The organism is Halobacteriovorax sp. HLS (assembly GCF_004006665.1).
GTDB lineage: Bacteria > Bdellovibrionota > Bacteriovoracia > Bacteriovoracales > Bacteriovoracaceae > Halobacteriovorax.
This window is the reverse complement of the sequence record NZ_QOCL01000009.1, coordinates 209,315-226,316: the sequence shown is the minus strand read 5'-3', so window position 1 is coordinate 226,316 and position 17,002 is coordinate 209,315. Positions and strand designations below refer to the sequence as shown.

The following is a 17,002-nucleotide window of genomic DNA, read 5'->3' as shown; positions in this document are numbered from 1 at the left end:
CTCCAAGATATGTTTCTTTAGCTACCCGTCCCCTAAAAGTAAGTAATTTGAACAACTTAGGATATCGTTGTAATATGCGAAATGGCTAAAACTAGACCCAAATTATTGCCACCTCTATAACCTATAGTGACTATCGTAGCAGTCATATATATTTTCTAATGCCAGAAGATAAAAAAAGTGACATATTATCAACCACTATTTTTTAGATAAAAGGATTTATATATGCAGATTTATTCATGGAACGTTGCTGGAATCAGGGCCTGCGAGAAAAAAGGCCTATATGATTGGTACCTTAAAGCACGTGGTGATATTCTCTGTTTTCAAGAAACAAAGGCAATGGTTGAGCAGTTAAGTGATCAGCTCGTTAATCCTAAAAATCATGATGCTCAATATGTTTCTGCAAAGAAAAAAGGTTACTCAGGTGTAGCAACTTGGGTAAAAAAAGGAATTAACCATAAGCATACTATTGGTCTAGGAATTGAAGAGTTTGATGATGAAGCTAGAACTCTCATTACTGAGTTTGATGATTTTATTCTCTTTAATTGCTACTTTCCAAATGGACAAAGAGATCATGCAAGAGTTCCTTATAAGCTCAACTACTCTAGGGCCATTGCAAAGAGGGCCTTAGAATTAAAAAAGAAAAAGAAGAAGCCTGTGATTATCACAGGAGACTATAATACTGCTCACCATCCAATAGACCTGGCCAATCCTAAAACGAATAAGAAATCAACAGGCTTCTTAGAAATTGAAAGAGAGTGGATGGATGAGTTTCAAGAACAAGGCTTCACTGATATTTTCCGACACTTTACTCCACAAGAAAACGGTCACTATACATGGTGGACCTATCGAGGAGACTGTAGAGAAAGAAATATTGGATGGAGAATAGACTACTTTTGGACAACAGATGATCTTGTTAAAAAGATTAAGTCCTGCAAACATCATACTGATGTGCTAGGAAGTGATCACTGCCCTATTTCTTTAAAGCTCTAGGAGTAAAGTCGAATAACCCTTTCTCCTTCGCTCTTAGGAATTCAGCTTCAAGTTTTTCTTTTAAGTGAATTTTAGATTTATGAATAAAGTGATGAAGGGAGTGAATGTCAACAAGTTCACCATAAGGAACTAGTTCATTCTTAATAGGATAATACGCCAAAACTTCTTTTGAGACGAGGATGCCTTTGACTCTTTCCCTTTTGAGCATTTCTAAAGCGTTACCAATGGTTGAAGCAAAGTTATCTATTTTTATATTATGTTTTTTTTCAAATACGATTGGTGCTATATCTCCTCTCACTGCGACAATATCTATACTTTTAAGTTTTGAGAAAGATTCCTGATTCTTCTTTAAAATCCATATTCTTGTTTCTAGTGTATTTAGGACATTTACATCGATTCTAACGGCATCAGGATTAAGTAATTCATATCCTCTTATTCTCACACCGAGTGCATCCACAGAGCGATCCTCAAAATACTTAATTCCTCTGGCCGATGGAAGAATAGTCTTCTCTACTTCTAGACCTATATTTCGATAGATATTATCTACAGTAGTTATATATTGCGGTGCTAGAGTAGCTATAACTTGAGCATAGGCGATACGCACTTTATCAGCACCTAGACACTGATAACTCAAAGACAATAAGATAACTAACTTAAATAACATAGAGATTATTCTATCAAATTAAATCTATTTTGTGAGGATTTTGTCGTGCCGAAAGTGTGACTAAACGCTTATTTTTTGATAAAACAATCAAAAATTAAGATACAAGGATTACTCAATGATCAGTGCTAACAATATAAGTTTGGCCTTTGGTGGCAGAAAACTTTTTGATGAAGTAAATATTAAATTTGTCCCAGGAAATTGCTATGGTTTAATCGGAGCAAATGGGGCGGGTAAATCAACTTTTATCAAAATTCTTTCAGGAGATATTGAGGCCCAAACGGGGACTATTGATATGGGCCCTGGAGAGAGACTTTCTGTACTAAAGCAGGATCACTTTGCGTTTGATGAACATCAAGTTTTAAAAACTGTTCTGATGGGTAATCAAAAGCTTTATGGGATAATGACTGAGAAAGACGCGATCTATATGAAGGAAGACTTCAGTGATGAAGATGGTGTAAAAGCAGCTGAGCTTGAAGCAGAGTTTGCAGAACTAAATGGTTGGGAAGCCGAATCTGAGGCCGCACAACTACTTGCAGGTTTAGGTATTGGAACGGACATGCATGATAAGTTCATGAAAGACCTAACTGGTTCAGAAAAAGTAAAGGTACTTTTAGCACAATCTCTATTTGGACAACCTGACGTCTTATTACTAGATGAGCCTACCAACCACTTAGATATCAAAGCTATTCAATGGCTAGAGAACTTTCTTCTAGACTTTAGCAATACAGTTATTGTTGTTTCACACGATAGACACTTTTTAAATAAAGTGTGTACTCACATTGCTGATATTGATTTTGGAAAAATTAGTGTTTACGCTGGAAACTATGACTTCTGGAGACAAGCTTCTGAACTTGCAATTCAGCTAAGAAGTGACCAAAGAAGAAAGGCCGAAGATAAAGTTGCAGAGTTAAAAGGCTTTATCCAAAGATTTTCTGCCAACGCCTCTAAATCGAAACAAGCAACATCGAGACAAAAACAACTTGATAAAATTAAAATTGGAGATCTTCCAATTTCATCAAGAAAGTATCCATATATTCACTTTCAACCAACGAGAGAAGCAGGTAAAGAACTTCTTAGAGTTGACGGTATTAGCAAGACTATTGATGGAGAAAAAATTCTTGATAATATTTCGTTCACGTTAAATAAAGGTGATAAAGTTATTTTCCTTGGTGATAATGATGTGGCAAAAACGACACTTTTCCAAATTCTAATGGGTGAAGTTGAAGCCGACCAAGGTTCATTTGAATGGGGAGTAACTACAACTCAGGCCTACTTTCCAAGTGATAACTCTTCATACTTTATGGATGGTAAATACTCAATTACAGACTGGTTAAGACAATATTCTGAAAACAAGGATGAGTCTTTTGTTCGCGGTTTCTTAGGAAAAATGCTCTTTTCAGGTGAAGAGGCCCTAAAGAAAACAAATGTTCTCTCAGGTGGAGAGAAAGTGAGATGTATGCTCTCCAAGATGATGCTATCTGGAGCAAATGTTCTGATTCTTGATGGACCTACTAATCACCTCGATCTTGAAAGTATTACCGCTGTAAATGAGGGACTTGTTAAGTTCACAGGAACAGCACTATTTACTTCTCATGATCACGAATTTATTCAAACAGTTGCCAATAGAATTATTGATATCGACGTGAAGCTTGTAAATGATAAGTATATTTCATATGACGAGTACCTAGGGCTAGACTAGAAGCTCTTCTTTCAGTTGATTTAAAAATAGTCTTAAAGTATCTGAGCGCTTCTTTGCAAGCGCTCTTGCTTTTGATGTTAAAATAGTTTCTTCTAGTTTTAGTAGTTTAGTATAGAAGTGATCAACTGCAAAATTCTTATCATCAAGACTTCTATTCTGCGCAAAAGGGTCTTGCGAATTGAATAAACTCCCCTTCATAAGTCCCGAGACATAGAATGTCCTAGCGATACCAATGCATCCAAGAGACTCCATTCTATCAGCATCTTGCACGACCATCGCCTCATGAGTTAAAGGTCGAATATTTGCACTATAGGAATGGGCCTCAATTGCGTGAGCGACGTCCCCAAGTTTATCTTTTGGAAAACTCATCTGTTCTAAGATTTCAACTGCTTTGTCTGCAGCATGTCTAGAGCTGAGGGCACGGTCAGGATGATTCTTAGGGTAACTTACAAGGTCGTGAAAATAACTTGCAGCGAGAATAACTAGAAGATCGGCACCATCATCGCTAAAGCTCTTGGCCATATGCCAAACTCTTTTAAAGTGAGCTAAATCGTGGGAAGAGTCACTAAACTCTAAACCTCTGAGGTAGTTGACTATTTCATTTTCCCAGTAAACTAAATCTTTCATCCCTTCCTCTTTTCTTATAAACCCTTACATGAATGGTAAGTTTTCAAAGCTTCATAGATAATGAAGCTATGAAAAAAATTCTTCTATGCCTATTTATTACTCAATCACTCTATGCCGTCTGTGTTCATGAAACAAAAATTTCGGGAGTGAACCTACTTTCAACATTTCAAACAATGGACTTAGATAATACTTATTATCAACAAAGTGATGGTTCCTATCAACAATTAAAGGACATAAAAGTTATAAGTCCAAGCACTATTTATCATCTTCAAAAAAATCAACCGCAAATAAAGAAAGACTACGACGATAGGTATGTTCAATATTATAGATATGAAAGAATACAGACTTATATCGAAGAGAAAAAAGAAATTTTAGAACAACTAGGTTACGTTGTCGAAATTGTAGGAAAAAGTATTCAAGGAAGAAGTCTCTACTCAATCTACCCAAAAGAAATTGAAGAAAAGAAAAAAACAATCCTTATGTTTGGTCGTCATCATGGAGATGAAGGAACTGCAAATTGGATCATTGAAGGTTTTCTAAATAACTTCCTTAGTGACTCTTCTGCAAATAACTCTTTCCAGTTAATTCTCTATCCAATGGTCAATCCAGATGGAGCTGAAAATAGAGTTCGCTATAATAAAAGAGGAAGAGATCTCAACAGAGTCTGGGACGTATCTTCGTCAAGATCTAAAGATGAAGTAGGACAGATTCATACACACCTTAACAGAATTTTTCTAAATGATCATAAACCTATTATAGCTCTAGATATGCATGGCTCATTTACCGAAGACTTTATTTATAGAGTAAAGAAAAGTTTTAAAGGAGAAGAGTTTTTTAATACTCAGCAGTCCTTCATAGACACATTAGGAAGATTTGATCGATTCCAGGATGGTAATTTTCAACTCTCCAATGGTCATCACAAAATGGCAAGAATTATGCTTGTAAGAGAATTTGGTATTAATGCTCTTACACATGAAACTCAAAGAGATATTTCACTAAGTGCAAATAGATCAATTCAAGACCTTAAACAGCAAGGCCTTGATGTTTTAGAGAGCATTAAAGCTCTTTACTAAATTTTTCTCTCCAATACTCTACCCTTTCCATATTGAAAGGGTTCGGAGATTGAGTTCCCCATACAGCATTCGGCCACGCTCGGTCAGAACTCTTTCTCCCAATAATATGAATGTGTAGTTGTGATACGACATTTCCCAAGCTACCTACATTTACCTTCGTTATATCTTCACTTTTTAAAAGCTTAGATACTAGAGTAATTTCCTCGCTCAACTTGCATTGATCCTCGTGAGAAAGTTCAAACCATTCAGTAAGTCCATCTTTTAAAGGAATCAACATAAACCAATCGAGCTCACCGTCACGAATGAGCCTAAGTTCACTCAGACACAGGTTTGCTATATGCTCAGAATCATTAACCAATCTTTCATTGATCTTCATTTATTACTCCATCGTTTTTATCTATTTTCTATACTATAATCTATGAATGAAAATTCTTCTATTACTTCTTCTATTTATAACTCCAGCTCTTGCAAAGAATAAATTTAACTTTGGAGTTGGCGCTGGCATAAGCTATGCAAATAATTTTGTAAAGAATGACTCTTCAAAAAAGATTAAAAATGGAAAATACGGAGGAACTGCCTTCCCAGCTATATCCTTCGAATATGGAAAGTTTGCAATTCGAGGTTTAGGGGCACGTTATAGCTTCTTTGGAAATAAGTCTCTATTCGATTTCAAATTAAACCTACGTTACTTTGGTCCAGAGTATGTTAATCAGTATGTAAGTAAAAGAGGTCCCAGCTTCTTTGGCGGAGCCAGTATAAGACTACTTATTCTAAACTTACGCTACAATACTGATATTAGTTCAAAAAGTAATGGCTCTATCTTTGATGCATATTTAATATTCCCTTTCAAACTTACAAATTGGTGGATCTTCATGCCAAGAATTGGCGTTGAGAAATTTAGTGAGAACTTTATGAATCACTATTACGGAATTGCTCCACATGAGGCAGTGGAATTTTCTCCCTATAGCTTTAGTGAGTCAACAAGTATGGTGCCTGCAATAACTCTGGGGAATATGTTCTTACCTACTGATTGGCTGGCAATAAGATTCATGCTTACTTATAGAAACTTGCCCCCAGAAGTCACAAATTCTCCAATAGTAAACGGCAATGATCAATTCTCATCAGTTTTTTTATTTGTCGTAACAATTTAACAATTAATAAACTAGACAATAAAAGAACATTTGTTAGTCTTAATATATGAACTTCAATCAAACACTTATTTTCTTTCCATGTCTTGTTCTAATTCTTTTAACTGGGCTTGTACTACTTACAATGTTTATTAGAAGAGTAAAGTCTATCAAAGCTAAAGAAGTAGATGTCAGATACTATAAAACCTATAATACAGAAGCTAGAGAGCCAAATCTCATCGTTCAAGCTTCTAGAAATTTTTCTAACTTACAAGAGAGTCCTACTCTTTTTTACTTTCTATGTGCCTTTGCACTAAGTGCAAAAGTTGTAGATCAAACTCTTCTCTTTATTGCGTGGACCTATGTTGCTACAAGAATACTACATACTGCCAATCACATTACAGTGAACAAAGTCACACCTAGGCTTGTGGCCTATGCTCTAAGTTGGGTCTTATTGATCATAATGGCCTTCAAAGTTGCACTATCCCTTTAAAATCAACCAGTTAAAAACTGTCTAAAGAATACTCACTTATTGAAATAAGTTCAATCTCATAAAGGTTTCTCCTCTCATAGGATATTATTTATATCTAAGGAGAAATAATGCAAAGACGACCACTCAAAACAAGAAGTGCTAAATGGGCCCAATCAATGGCAAAGAAATTGGCGGGGCTTGGTATTACACCAAATCAAATATCACTTCTAAGTGTTTTCTTTGCAGCATTAGCTGCGATATCTTTCTACTATTCTAAAGACTCTAACTCTATTGTAGCTCTTTTTTTAGCCGCCCTTTTTATTCAGCTTAGACTTATTTGCAACCTAATGGATGGAATGGTTGCAGTTGAACATAATAAGAAAACTGTCTTAGGAGATATCTTTAACGACGTACCTGATAGATTTGCAGATTTTTTTATAATCGTTGGTGCAGGATATGCAGTTAGTGATCACTTCTTGGCACTACCACTGGCCTATACAGGAGGAGCAGTAGCGATACTTACTGCTTATATTAGAGTTCTTGGAGCATCATTAAAGTCCCCTAACTACTTTAGTGGAATAATGGCAAAGCCTCAAAGAATGGCAATATTAACAGTCAGTGCACTTGTAAATATAGTATTAGTTAAGTTTGATATCACCTTTAATCTTTTGTACATCTCATTATGGATTATAGTTGTTGGAGGGCTAGTTACCTGTTTTACGAGACTAGCTAAAATAGTCAAAGACTTAAAAGGTACTCAGCAATGTTAGAAAAACTATTTCCAAATGGACTACTCACAAATGAAGTAACGACTGTACTCGGCGTTATACTAAGTCTATTAACATTTTTCACGGTACTCTTCTTTGTATGGGAAAAAGTAAACCCAAAAGCAAAACTAGAAGAATTGAAAAAAAGAACGAATTCATGGTGGATAATATTCACAATATTCACGGTCACTATGTTCATTAATAAAGCTGTCGCTGTTTGTGGACTTGCATACTTAAGCTTTCTGGCACTAAGGGAATTAACATCTTCGCTGGATCTTCGCTTAAGTGATAGAAGGATGCTGCTTTGGTGCTATATAGCAATTCCGATACAATTCTACCTTGCCTATCAAAACAACTACGGACTTTTTATTATCTTCATTCCTGTAATAATTTTTCTTATTCTTCCATTTCGTGCAGTTATTACTGGAGATACTGTTAACGTAACTCGCTCATTTTCAATTATTCAATGGTCGCTAATGCTGACTGTGTTTAGCATTAGCCATATTGCATTCCTATTGAATAAATCTCCACTTCCTGGCTTTAGTGCAGGAAATGGAGGTCTACTACTTTATCTCATATTCTTAACTCAATTTAATGATGTTCTTCAATTTATCTGGGGAAAGACTCTGGGCAAGAAAAAAATACTTCCAAAAGTTAGCCCAAACAAAACTTGGGAAGGATTTCTAGGTGGTGTATTCTCAACAACAATTTTGGCCTATCTATTGAAATTTCTAACGCCTCTAAACTCACAACAAGCACTAATCATGGGCTTTATGATAGCAGTGACTGGCTTTTGTGGAGATGTCGTTGTTTCTTCAATAAAACGAGATTACGGAATAAAAGACATGGGAAATACAATTCCAGGACATGGTGGAATTATGGATAGAATAGATTCTTTAACTTATACATCACTTGTATTTATGCATTTGATACACTTTTTTTGCTGGGAGTAATGTGTGATTGAAAATACTAATCAATTTGAATTGAAGGATTATATCTCTAATATAACCTCAGCACTATTTATTCATTATAGAAGATTTCTACTATTTTTAATTTATAGATTAGGAATGAGAACCTTTTTAAAAATGTTTATTGGTACTACTTTCTCTAGTAATGAAGCCATAAGAAATGAAAAGCAGTACATAATTGTCGCAAATCATAATTCTCATGTTGATACAATGGCCATCTTATCCTCTTTACCAACAAAGTCTCTGCCATATGTACACCCGGTTGCAGCAGGAGACTACTTTGGAAAAACCAGTGTAACATCTTTATTTTTTAAAGTTATGGTTAATACAAAGCTTATAAATAGAGAAAATGGAGGTAGAGAAACCATTAATAGCATCGATAGAATGTTAAAACGTGGTCGCTCTATAATCATATTTCCCGAAGGCTCTAGAGGTGAAGCAGGAGTCCTACAAGACTTTAAAAAAGGAGTGGCCATTCTACTAAAGAATAATCCTCAAATACCATACATACCAATTTATCTAGATGGTCTTGATAAAGTTATGCCTAAGGGCGATGGGATGCCAATCCCTTATAATTCAAATGTTCAAATAGGAAAAGCAACTAGAGTTAATGCAAATGACAGTATAGAGAAAATTCTATTAGATATGAAAAACAATATTGTGAATTTAAAGTAATGGAAAATCAAACATACCCTATATTAATTAACCTTCTTGCTGCTCTAGTTGGGGCAGCTGGACAGTATTTGTACAAAGCCGGCTCTCAAAGATTAAAAGAAGTTCCCCTCTATCTTAATTGGCAAATTATTACTGGGGCCGCATTATTCACACTCGTAATGGGATTATTTATTTGGGCATTCAAATTAGGTGGAAAAATTTCTGTGACCTATCCAATGTATGCCACAACATTTATTTGGGGATGTATTCTAGGCATTCTTATAGATAAAGAAGCATGGAATATTGGTCAATTAGTTGGACTAACTCTCGTAATAGTAGGCATTAGTACTATTGCTTACTATTCAAATAATGTTCTGAATTAGAAGAGATAATTGAGTCTTATCATAATCTCTACTTTGAATAGATTGCAGAACATCATCAATAGTTAGAACTCTATGATCAAAAACCGCGACAATACTCTTATCACCCTTTTTAAGAAAGTTTGACTCTCCATAGCTTGTATACCTTGTCGCACCAATACTAATAATACATTTCTGTGGAAAGTCACTTTCACTTAAATACTTAGAGAGATTTTCAGCAGGTCCAATATCTTCTTGATGATTTAATCTATCAATAATCCAATCAAGCAGTTGCTCATTCTTATAACTATAACTTGCAACTTCACTAGTTTCACCATATTGATGTATTTTGTTGTCGCTCTCGTGGAAGCTGGCTATTGAAAAATTCTCCAAAATTCCTTTAGAGTCATAACTATCAATAGCAATCAGATCAGAACTAATTCCTTTCGTATTACTTCCCCAATTTTTCTTATGGCTAATTTTCTTTGCATCAGCTCTTCGAATTGAGCAGTCATTATAAGCACTAAAATGTGTAGGCTTTAGCACACTTACTTTACCATCTACATATTTAACATCGCATATAAGAGCAACTTCTGGCTCAATTTGAACATCAAAAGCTTCTGTAGGAAGAGCAATTGAATTAGAGCTGAGAGGATATATACTTAAGAAGCTTCCCTCTAACTTTGGCATATAAAATGGAAAGATGGCCTTTGGCTGGTTTGCATCAGAAACCTTAATTTCTTCAAAGTCTTTTGCCTCATTGGCCTGTTCAAGATGACCCGTAAAATTTCCCGCAACACCAATGCCAAAGTAGTTTTCATAACTCATAATAATTCCCATCCTAATATTTCAATAATTGTACTCAATCTTTCATTTCATATCAAGAAAGCTATTCATTTGATCTAAACACACTCTTAAGGCAGAATATAACTATAAATTGATAAAGGATATAAAGTGAGCAAGAAGTCTAAATTAACCTCATGGTTAGAAAGTGCACATCCGTTTGTTTTTAATAGTTACGCAATTGTTGCGGCCTTTTGCGCCTACTTCTCAATGTATGCGTTTAGAAAACCATTCTCAGTAGGGAGATTTGACGGAACTGTAGAGATACTAGACTTAATTGTAGATTATAAAGTTATCCTTATTATCTCTCAGGTATTAGGTTATACACTATCAAAATTTATAGGAATCAAGGTCGTATCTGAAACAAGTGGTTCTAAAAGAGGTCTCACACTCATTTTACTTATAGCATTTGCGGAATTAACTTTATTAGGTTTTGGTGTTCTTCCTAAACCTTGGGGAATAATCTGTCTCTTTCTTAATGGATTACCACTAGGTATGGTTTGGGGAATGGTCTTTGGATTTTTAGAAGGTAGGAAAACTTCCGAACTTCTCGGTGCAGGAATGTCTGCTTCTTATATCCTTGCGAGTGGAGTTGTTAAAACAGTTGGAAAAGTAAATCTAGACAATGGTGTTAGTGAACAGTGGATGCCTTTTGTAACAGGTCTAATGTTCATGCCACTGTTTCTATTTGCAGTATATCTATTAACAAAACTTCCTAAACCGACAAAGGAAGATATCGCACTAAAAGTAAAAAGAGCACCGATGGATGGATCAGAGAGGTGGAGATTTTTTAAGACTTATGCCAAAGGTCTGGTTCCTCTAACAGTTCTTTATATGCTTCTAACTGCCTATAGAGACTTTAGAGATAATTTTGCAAGAGAGATATGGGATGCTCTTGGTTTTCAAGGTAAGGCCTCAATTTACTCTTTAAGTGAGCTTCCAATTATTATTATAGTCCTTATTAGTCTAGGTCTTCTATTTCTCATCAAAGACAATAAGAAAGCGATGCGTTTTATACATTATATAATGATCACGGGAACAGTAATTATAGGTGCCAGTACTTTTGCATTTCAACTTGAATTAATTTCTCCAGTAGCATGGATGATTCTAGTAGGACTCGGTTTATATCTTGGATATGTTCCGTATGGTTGCGTTCTATTTGATAGGCTTATAGCAGCGGTTGGTTTTGTTGGAACAGCAGGTTTTATGATTTACATGACAGATGCTTTTGGTTACTTAGGAAGCGTCGCTTTAATGTTATTTAAGAATTTTGGTAATCCTGATATTTCTTGGTTGAATTTTTTCATAAAATTAAGCTACGCAACGTCGATTATCTGTACATTCTGCTTTGCTCTTTCTTATATATATTTTGAATATAAAGTATCTAGAAGAAAAGATAATGATGAAGATCCGCAAGTAGAAACTAAGAATAATGAAGTATTAGTATAAAGTGGGAAAAATGAGTAAAGCTGAACAGAGTCATGTAGCCGTCCCATTGTCTAAATTCTATCCAGATGTTGTATTATGCTGTGACATTTACTTGCTTATTAATCAGAAGTTTATAAAGTATAAAAATACAGGCGAAGTAATAAGTGCAGCAAAGTATGATCAATTTCTAAGTAGCGATATTCAAGAAATCTATATCCTAATCAAAGATATTGAAATTTTTATGGAGTGGCTAAAGACCAAGAAAGAAGAGTCTGTCCAAGAAACAATTCAAAAAGTTGGTGTAGAAAATACTGAATTGGCCTTAGCAAGGGAAGAAATGAAAGAGACCGTCTATCAAGTCTTTGCTGGTAAGAAAATGGATGCTGCACTTGTTGAACATTTACAAAATAACGTTGAAAGCTTCATCAATAAGGCCAAGAATCTAGATGAATCAAAAGTTGTCCTTGCAAAACTTACAAAGAGAAGTCAGACCATAGCAGATCACAGCGTTAATACTGCGAATTTATCTATCTACCTAGCAATGGTCTTAGGTCACGGCGAGCCAGAAAAATTAAGAACTATATATATGAGCGCACTATTGCATGATTATGGAAAGGTTAAAATCCCAGACAATGTCCTTGAAAATCCTCAGAGCAATCTTTACAAACAGGCCATGGAATTTCACCCTATAAAAGGTGCATCAGCAATTCGAGAGATGAGTTTCATAAATTCAGAAGTTGCCTCAATAGTAGAGCAACATCACGAGCAATTTAATGGAAAAGGATATCCTCATGGATTAAAAGGTGAAGAAATATCAGTGTTTTCTCAACTTATTTCCCTTGCAAATATATTTGATAATTCATGCACTGAAAATTCACAAAAGTCAGAAAAAGAAATGTTTAAAATGGCAATTAAAGTCATTGAATACGATAGAGGAAAGAACTTTAACCCTGAAATGGTTGAAAGGTGTACAGATGGACTAAAGTTAGTTCATATTCTCTAAGAAAATTTTACAATTCCTATAATTCATAACCAAAATTCCTTTAACTCCGCTCTTTCAAATGTTAGTAATTTCTAATGATATATATGAAAAATCTGATACTTATATTCTTTATATTGGCCTCAACTCACGTTAACTCCAGAGAGGTTGATAACTATCTCGCCTGGGGTGTTGAGCTTAGAGATTCAGGAAAGTTGGTGGATAAGTATATTTATGAAAACTTACAAAAGTCTATCCAAGTCATAAATGAAAATAAATATCAATTTGTAAGAGTTCATCCTCGATCTGCTAGAAGAAAAAAAGTAATTGCCAAGTGGTATGATAGCTGTGAATTAGTGGCCCATAAAATTATGAAAGAGGCCTTCTATTCTCCTACTTATCAAAAAATAGAAGGCTTTATTGATAATAGTAAGGAACTAGATACTTATCCAAGAAGACCTTTAAAATCGGAAGAAGCAAGACAAGAATTAAACCAAACAGTTGAAAATGGATATATGACTGATGATGAATATCTAAAAGAAAGTATTGTTCAAAAAAGTCCACTCAACAGCCCACTTTCAAGAATTGTGAATATCTATGGTGTCTATGTAGGGGCCGATAAGTTTGGACACTTCACATCCTTTGGGGCTCGCTACTTAAAAAAAATTTATAACTTAATGAATAAGGGAAGAAGTTATGATGAGGCCTTAAATAAAGTACTTCATTATGGCCATAGATCTGAAAAAAGTTATGTTGGGATGCTACTTACAAAAGTATTTAGTCGAGCAGACCTAGAGGCCAACTATCAAGGTCTAGTTTTTACTCGCTCATTATGTAGTGAAGATTCTAAAGTTAAACTCTTCTTTGATGGTGAAAAGTGGGAATTCATAAAGTTGAAAGATTTTACAGTCAAAGATTACGTAAATCCAAATTGGGATGAGTCTTGGAATAATTCTCTTTTCACACAAAAGAAATGGAATGAGTCTGTCGTTAAAACTTTTGAAAGACGCAACGAGTGTAAAAAACTAGATTCACCTTTTGTGGTTAGACAAAGGGAATTCTACCACTCATTTAAAAGTATTTCTAAAAATAAAATTTATGAAAAAGAGTGGTTAAAAAAGAAATTCGAGGATATTCAGCCTGAAGACTTCTCTCTTGAATCATTCTGTCTTTAAGAAGAGAAATTTCCCTCTACTATTTTTCTGGGGAGGCTTCACCTTACCTGAATAAACTTTCTTACAAGAAAGAGGTGATGCTTTCTTTGCAAAACTAACCAGTGGAGAAATAAGAGAGTTTATCAGTGTAACTGTAGGTTGAACCTTTGGTGCGAGGATAGTTCCCTTAATATCCTGAGAAATAAGAGCACAATCATTAGTATCAAGAATATAAAATGTTGTCTCTACTAATGAAAGAGTATCTAGATTAATCTTCCCTATTAAAGCCGCCCTGTTCTTCTTAGTGGCGAAGGCCACATCTTCAAAAGTTAGAACACTTTGATTAATAACTAAATCAATTGCTAATTGAGAAAGATACGTCTCCCCCCCAGAGTAAAGAATTAAATCTCCTCCCATTTTTGTAGCACTAGTGGTAAGTAGCCCCATAGGGCCTAAAGCAACGATAGTTGCAACATCTAAAAACTCTGTCTTAGCAGGCCTAGAGAAAGTATCCATAATTTTATCGACTTGTATTCCTTTTAAATAGAAATCATCTGAAAAGAGTCTTACTTTTCCTCTGAATTCATTGGTCCAATCCAAATCTACATGTACATCAACTAACGCCGAGATAGAATATTTCTCATCGATCAATTTTAAAATTGAAAGTAAATCTACTTTATTAGAATCTAAGAGTAATCTATCGTTTAGAGTATCAACATAGAAGTTGAGGTCTAAGCTATGATTCATTTTTTCAATTACAAAATTATTAAAATATAACTTCTCTCCCCTTTCTTTAAGAAGCTGAAAACGAATATTTCCCAACCCCTTTTTATTAAATTCAAAATTAGAGATTTCAACATCAAGATTTAGAAAGAGCTCTTTATAGATAATTTCGGTATTAGAGCTTAAAGATTTAATCAACTCAGTTAATGAATCAACTGTAACGTAAACTTCGCTTGCTTCTAAAAATAAACTCTCTCTCTTGTACTGAACATTTCTAACTGTAAAACTAGAGAAATCAAAAAGATTATAAGAAATAGAAGAAATGTGTAACTCCGGAACATACTTTGAGAATATTTCCTTCAAATAAGGAGTTAGAAATAAGTTTACCGCACCAAATTGTATTGAAGTAGAGATTATTGCCAAAATTAAAATAATACATAGAAAAATTCTTCGTAGGAATTTAAACATTCTTATCACAACCTAATGTTTTTAATATTTTCAAAAATGACTCTTTATATAACGTGAGCTGAGGTTCATTGAGAGCAATTGAACTTGGAACATGAAAGAAACCAATTTTAATATCAGAGTCATTGAAATAATGAAGCGCTCTATAGAAGATCTCATTACAAACAAATCGACCTGCACAATCAGAAATTTCACGCGGAATCTCAAGAGGTATATTCATGAGATGATTAAGATCAATTGTACTGTGCAATACTGAGGGTCCCTTTTTTACAACTTCTATGCCCTTAATGATATTATCTTCATTGTCAGCAATTCTATAATCACACTTATTAAATGCATTTTTTTCAAAGCTCAGAAAGCTTCTATCTGACACCTCTCCAAGCATAATAATGTGGGAAATAGAACTGTCTACAACTTCTAATAATTTTTCGAAGCTCTTCTTATGAACAACTGGTAGTATCTGAACTTTAACATCTGTTGAGGATAATAGTTCTGCAAGCTTCATAGAAGCATTCACCGTCTTTCCCTGAAATGGTTCGAAACCTGTAACTAAAATCATATTGAAACCTAAAGTATTGTAGCGCCACTAAATATATCATGCTAGACTTCCGCAATGAAATATAAAATGAAAATATCTAAAGATGAAATCAATGAATTACCGACAATGACTTTTCCGGGAAAGATTCATTTAATCACAACAAAGCAAGATGCTCTTGAAGCGGCAAAAGCACTTGCCAAGCATAAAGTCTTAGGCTTTGACACTGAAACACGTCCAAGCTTTAAAAAGGGAGAATACTACGATATTTCTCTACTTCAATTGGCCACGCAATCAGATGCTTATCTTTTTAGAATGAATCTTCACACACTTCCTCAGGAAATTATTGATCTCTTAGCAGATCCTACCGTTATTAAGGCAGGTGTCGCAGTTAGAGATGATATTAAAGGAATTCAGAAGCTATATCCGTTCGATGATAATTCATTCATTGATCTCGCAACAATTGCCAAAGAAAAACAATTTAAGAACTTTGGATTGCGAGCACTATGTGCAATTTTCTTAGAACAACGACTATCTAAGCGGGCCAAGATAACAAATTGGGAACAGGAAAAGCTCACAAAGGCACAGATTCACTATGCCGCATGTGATGCATGGGCCGGTTATCGACTATATAATATAATGAGCGAACTCTAATCGACTAACATTCCTATAGAGAAGGAGATATCTCCAAGTAGAGGTCTCTCCTTTGTCTTAGTATAATTAATTAATCTGTAATTTGTAGAGAGCTTTATAAAACTTTTATTAGTCGTCTCGTATCTCACCCCAATACCAACAGTGGCCGATAGATCTGTTACAGACTTATTTGGTTGTCTATAACCACAGATATATCTATCAAAAAGAGGGTCATACCAGCAGGTCTCAACAATCTTTCCACTGGCAACTCCACTATCGATACTCGTCATACCCAAGCCTGCTTCAATATAAGGAGTAAGCGAAGTACGAAGCATATTGAATCTAGTCACAAGTTGGAGATCGAAGTAGCTTAGAGAAGAATATACAGTGTCTGGAGAACCGTCCTCACGCACAACGTCGGCCTGATAATCAGAGCTCGTTAGAGCGAAAAAACCTCCAAAGTACCAATTTTGTGTATAGTTATATCCACCCTCAAATACAAAGCCATAACTCGATTGTGCATTTAAAGTTCCGGATTGCTTTCCCGAGAATTTGTATTCACCTAACTTTCTAAAGCCAAGTGCTAACTCTGCTGACTTCTCTCTAGGACTTTTATCATTAAAAGCTCTTAGCTTAGCAGCAGAAGATGTTGAAATTACGAGTAAAAGTAGTGCTAGTATATAATTCATTCTATTTCCCCTAAATGCACAATCTAACTAATTTTTAGACATAATAAAAGCTCTTTTTAGAAAATGACCAAATACTTAACACCGATTTGACAATTTTTTGGCCAACAGATGACAACCACATTCCCCATAAACTGTATTCTAGATTTAAGAAAT

At 34.8% G+C, this 17,002-nt stretch carries 20 protein-coding genes; 13 read left to right on the top strand and 7 right to left on the bottom strand.

Annotated elements, in window-relative coordinates:
* Positions 1-222: 222 nt before the first annotated feature.
* Positions 223-990 carry an exodeoxyribonuclease III gene (locus DPQ89_RS10635; RefSeq protein ID WP_127716919.1) on the top strand — a complete coding sequence of 256 codons (768 nt, stop codon included), beginning with the start codon at positions 223-225 and terminating at the stop codon, positions 988-990.
* Here the strand turns inward: DPQ89_RS10635 and DPQ89_RS10630 are convergent.
* Positions 971-1,654, bottom strand: coding sequence for a hypothetical protein (locus DPQ89_RS10630; protein WP_127716918.1), 684 nt, complete (start codon positions 1,652-1,654; stop codon positions 971-973). The genes DPQ89_RS10635 and DPQ89_RS10630 overlap by 20 nt on opposite strands.
* Before the next feature lie 115 nt (positions 1,655-1,769).
* Between DPQ89_RS10630 and DPQ89_RS10625 the strand changes: the two genes are divergently transcribed.
* Positions 1,770-3,353, top strand: coding sequence for an ABC-F family ATP-binding cassette domain-containing protein (locus tag DPQ89_RS10625; RefSeq protein ID WP_127716917.1), 1,584 nt, complete (start codon positions 1,770-1,772; stop codon positions 3,351-3,353).
* Here DPQ89_RS10625 and DPQ89_RS10620 read toward each other — a convergent pair.
* Complete coding sequence (locus tag DPQ89_RS10620) at positions 3,345-3,980, bottom strand: HD domain-containing protein (protein ID WP_127716916.1); 636 nt, start codon at positions 3,978-3,980, stop codon at positions 3,345-3,347. The two genes, DPQ89_RS10625 and DPQ89_RS10620, sit on opposite strands and share 9 nt — an antisense overlap.
* A gap of 68 nt (positions 3,981-4,048) precedes the next feature.
* Between DPQ89_RS10620 and DPQ89_RS10615 the strand changes: the two genes are divergently transcribed.
* On the top strand, positions 4,049-5,053 hold the full coding sequence (locus DPQ89_RS10615; RefSeq protein ID WP_164848353.1) for a M14 family zinc carboxypeptidase: 1,005 nt from the start codon (positions 4,049-4,051) through the stop codon (positions 5,051-5,053).
* Here the strand turns inward: DPQ89_RS10615 and DPQ89_RS10610 are convergent.
* Positions 5,037-5,429, bottom strand: a complete 393-nt coding sequence (locus tag DPQ89_RS10610; RefSeq protein WP_127716914.1) for an HIT domain-containing protein — start codon at positions 5,427-5,429, stop codon at positions 5,037-5,039. The genes DPQ89_RS10615 and DPQ89_RS10610 overlap by 17 nt on opposite strands.
* A gap of 46 nt (positions 5,430-5,475) precedes the next feature.
* On the opposite strand from DPQ89_RS10610, the gene DPQ89_RS10605 reads away from it, so the two are divergent.
* From DPQ89_RS10605 to DPQ89_RS10580, 6 genes are all read left to right on the top strand, one after another.
* Complete coding sequence (locus tag DPQ89_RS10605) at positions 5,476-6,204, top strand: MipA/OmpV family protein (protein ID WP_127716913.1); 729 nt, start codon at positions 5,476-5,478, stop codon at positions 6,202-6,204.
* Positions 6,205-6,250: 46 nt separating this feature from the next.
* Positions 6,251-6,673 (top strand): MAPEG family protein, encoded by a 423-nt coding sequence (locus DPQ89_RS10600; RefSeq protein ID WP_127716912.1) that lies wholly within the window; start codon positions 6,251-6,253, stop codon positions 6,671-6,673.
* Between the two features lie 107 nt (positions 6,674-6,780).
* Positions 6,781-7,422, top strand: coding sequence for a CDP-alcohol phosphatidyltransferase family protein (locus tag DPQ89_RS10595; protein WP_127716911.1), 642 nt, complete (start codon positions 6,781-6,783; stop codon positions 7,420-7,422).
* On the top strand, positions 7,416-8,372 hold the full coding sequence (locus DPQ89_RS10590) for a phosphatidate cytidylyltransferase (RefSeq protein ID WP_127716910.1): 957 nt from the start codon (positions 7,416-7,418) through the stop codon (positions 8,370-8,372). Before DPQ89_RS10595 ends, DPQ89_RS10590 begins: the two co-directional genes overlap by 7 nt.
* Before the next feature lie 3 nt (positions 8,373-8,375).
* Positions 8,376-9,062, top strand: coding sequence for a 1-acyl-sn-glycerol-3-phosphate acyltransferase (locus DPQ89_RS10585; RefSeq protein ID WP_127716909.1), 687 nt, complete (start codon positions 8,376-8,378; stop codon positions 9,060-9,062).
* Positions 9,062-9,424, top strand: a complete 363-nt coding sequence (locus DPQ89_RS10580) for a hypothetical protein (RefSeq protein WP_127716908.1) — start codon at positions 9,062-9,064, stop codon at positions 9,422-9,424. Before DPQ89_RS10585 ends, DPQ89_RS10580 begins: the two co-directional genes overlap by 1 nt.
* Here DPQ89_RS10580 and DPQ89_RS10575 read toward each other — a convergent pair.
* Positions 9,404-10,228, bottom strand: coding sequence for a DUF5718 family protein (locus DPQ89_RS10575; protein WP_127716907.1), 825 nt, complete (start codon positions 10,226-10,228; stop codon positions 9,404-9,406). The two genes, DPQ89_RS10580 and DPQ89_RS10575, sit on opposite strands and share 21 nt — an antisense overlap.
* Before the next feature lie 126 nt (positions 10,229-10,354).
* Between DPQ89_RS10575 and DPQ89_RS10570 the strand changes: the two genes are divergently transcribed.
* From DPQ89_RS10570 to DPQ89_RS10560, 3 genes are all read left to right on the top strand, one after another.
* Complete coding sequence (locus tag DPQ89_RS10570) at positions 10,355-11,692, top strand: DUF5690 family protein (protein ID WP_206611162.1); 1,338 nt, start codon at positions 10,355-10,357, stop codon at positions 11,690-11,692.
* A gap of 10 nt (positions 11,693-11,702) precedes the next feature.
* Positions 11,703-12,674 (top strand): HD-GYP domain-containing protein, encoded by a 972-nt coding sequence (locus tag DPQ89_RS10565; protein WP_127716906.1) that lies wholly within the window; start codon positions 11,703-11,705, stop codon positions 12,672-12,674.
* A gap of 83 nt (positions 12,675-12,757) precedes the next feature.
* A complete protein-coding gene (locus DPQ89_RS10560) occupies positions 12,758-13,825 on the top strand; it encodes a hypothetical protein (RefSeq protein WP_127716905.1) in 1,068 nt (355 codons plus the stop codon).
* Here DPQ89_RS10560 and DPQ89_RS10555 read toward each other — a convergent pair.
* Together DPQ89_RS10555 and DPQ89_RS10550 are read right to left on the bottom strand one after the other, a co-directional pair.
* Complete coding sequence (locus DPQ89_RS10555) at positions 13,811-14,995, bottom strand: hypothetical protein (RefSeq protein ID WP_127716904.1); 1,185 nt, start codon at positions 14,993-14,995, stop codon at positions 13,811-13,813. The genes DPQ89_RS10560 and DPQ89_RS10555 overlap by 15 nt on opposite strands.
* Positions 14,988-15,551 (bottom strand): hypothetical protein, encoded by a 564-nt coding sequence (locus DPQ89_RS10550; protein WP_127716903.1) that lies wholly within the window; start codon positions 15,549-15,551, stop codon positions 14,988-14,990. The genes DPQ89_RS10555 and DPQ89_RS10550 overlap by 8 nt, the downstream gene beginning before the upstream one ends.
* 54 nt (positions 15,552-15,605) lie before the next feature.
* Between DPQ89_RS10550 and DPQ89_RS10545 the strand changes: the two genes are divergently transcribed.
* A complete protein-coding gene (locus DPQ89_RS10545; protein ID WP_127716902.1) occupies positions 15,606-16,181 on the top strand; it encodes a 3'-5' exonuclease in 576 nt (191 codons plus the stop codon).
* Here the strand turns inward: DPQ89_RS10545 and DPQ89_RS10540 are convergent.
* The gene (locus DPQ89_RS10540) at positions 16,178-16,849 is read right to left on the bottom strand and encodes an outer membrane beta-barrel protein (RefSeq protein ID WP_127716901.1); all 672 of its coding nucleotides are present in this window, start codon (positions 16,847-16,849) and stop codon (positions 16,178-16,180) included. The genes DPQ89_RS10545 and DPQ89_RS10540 overlap by 4 nt on opposite strands.
* Positions 16,850-17,002: the final 153 nt, after the last annotated feature.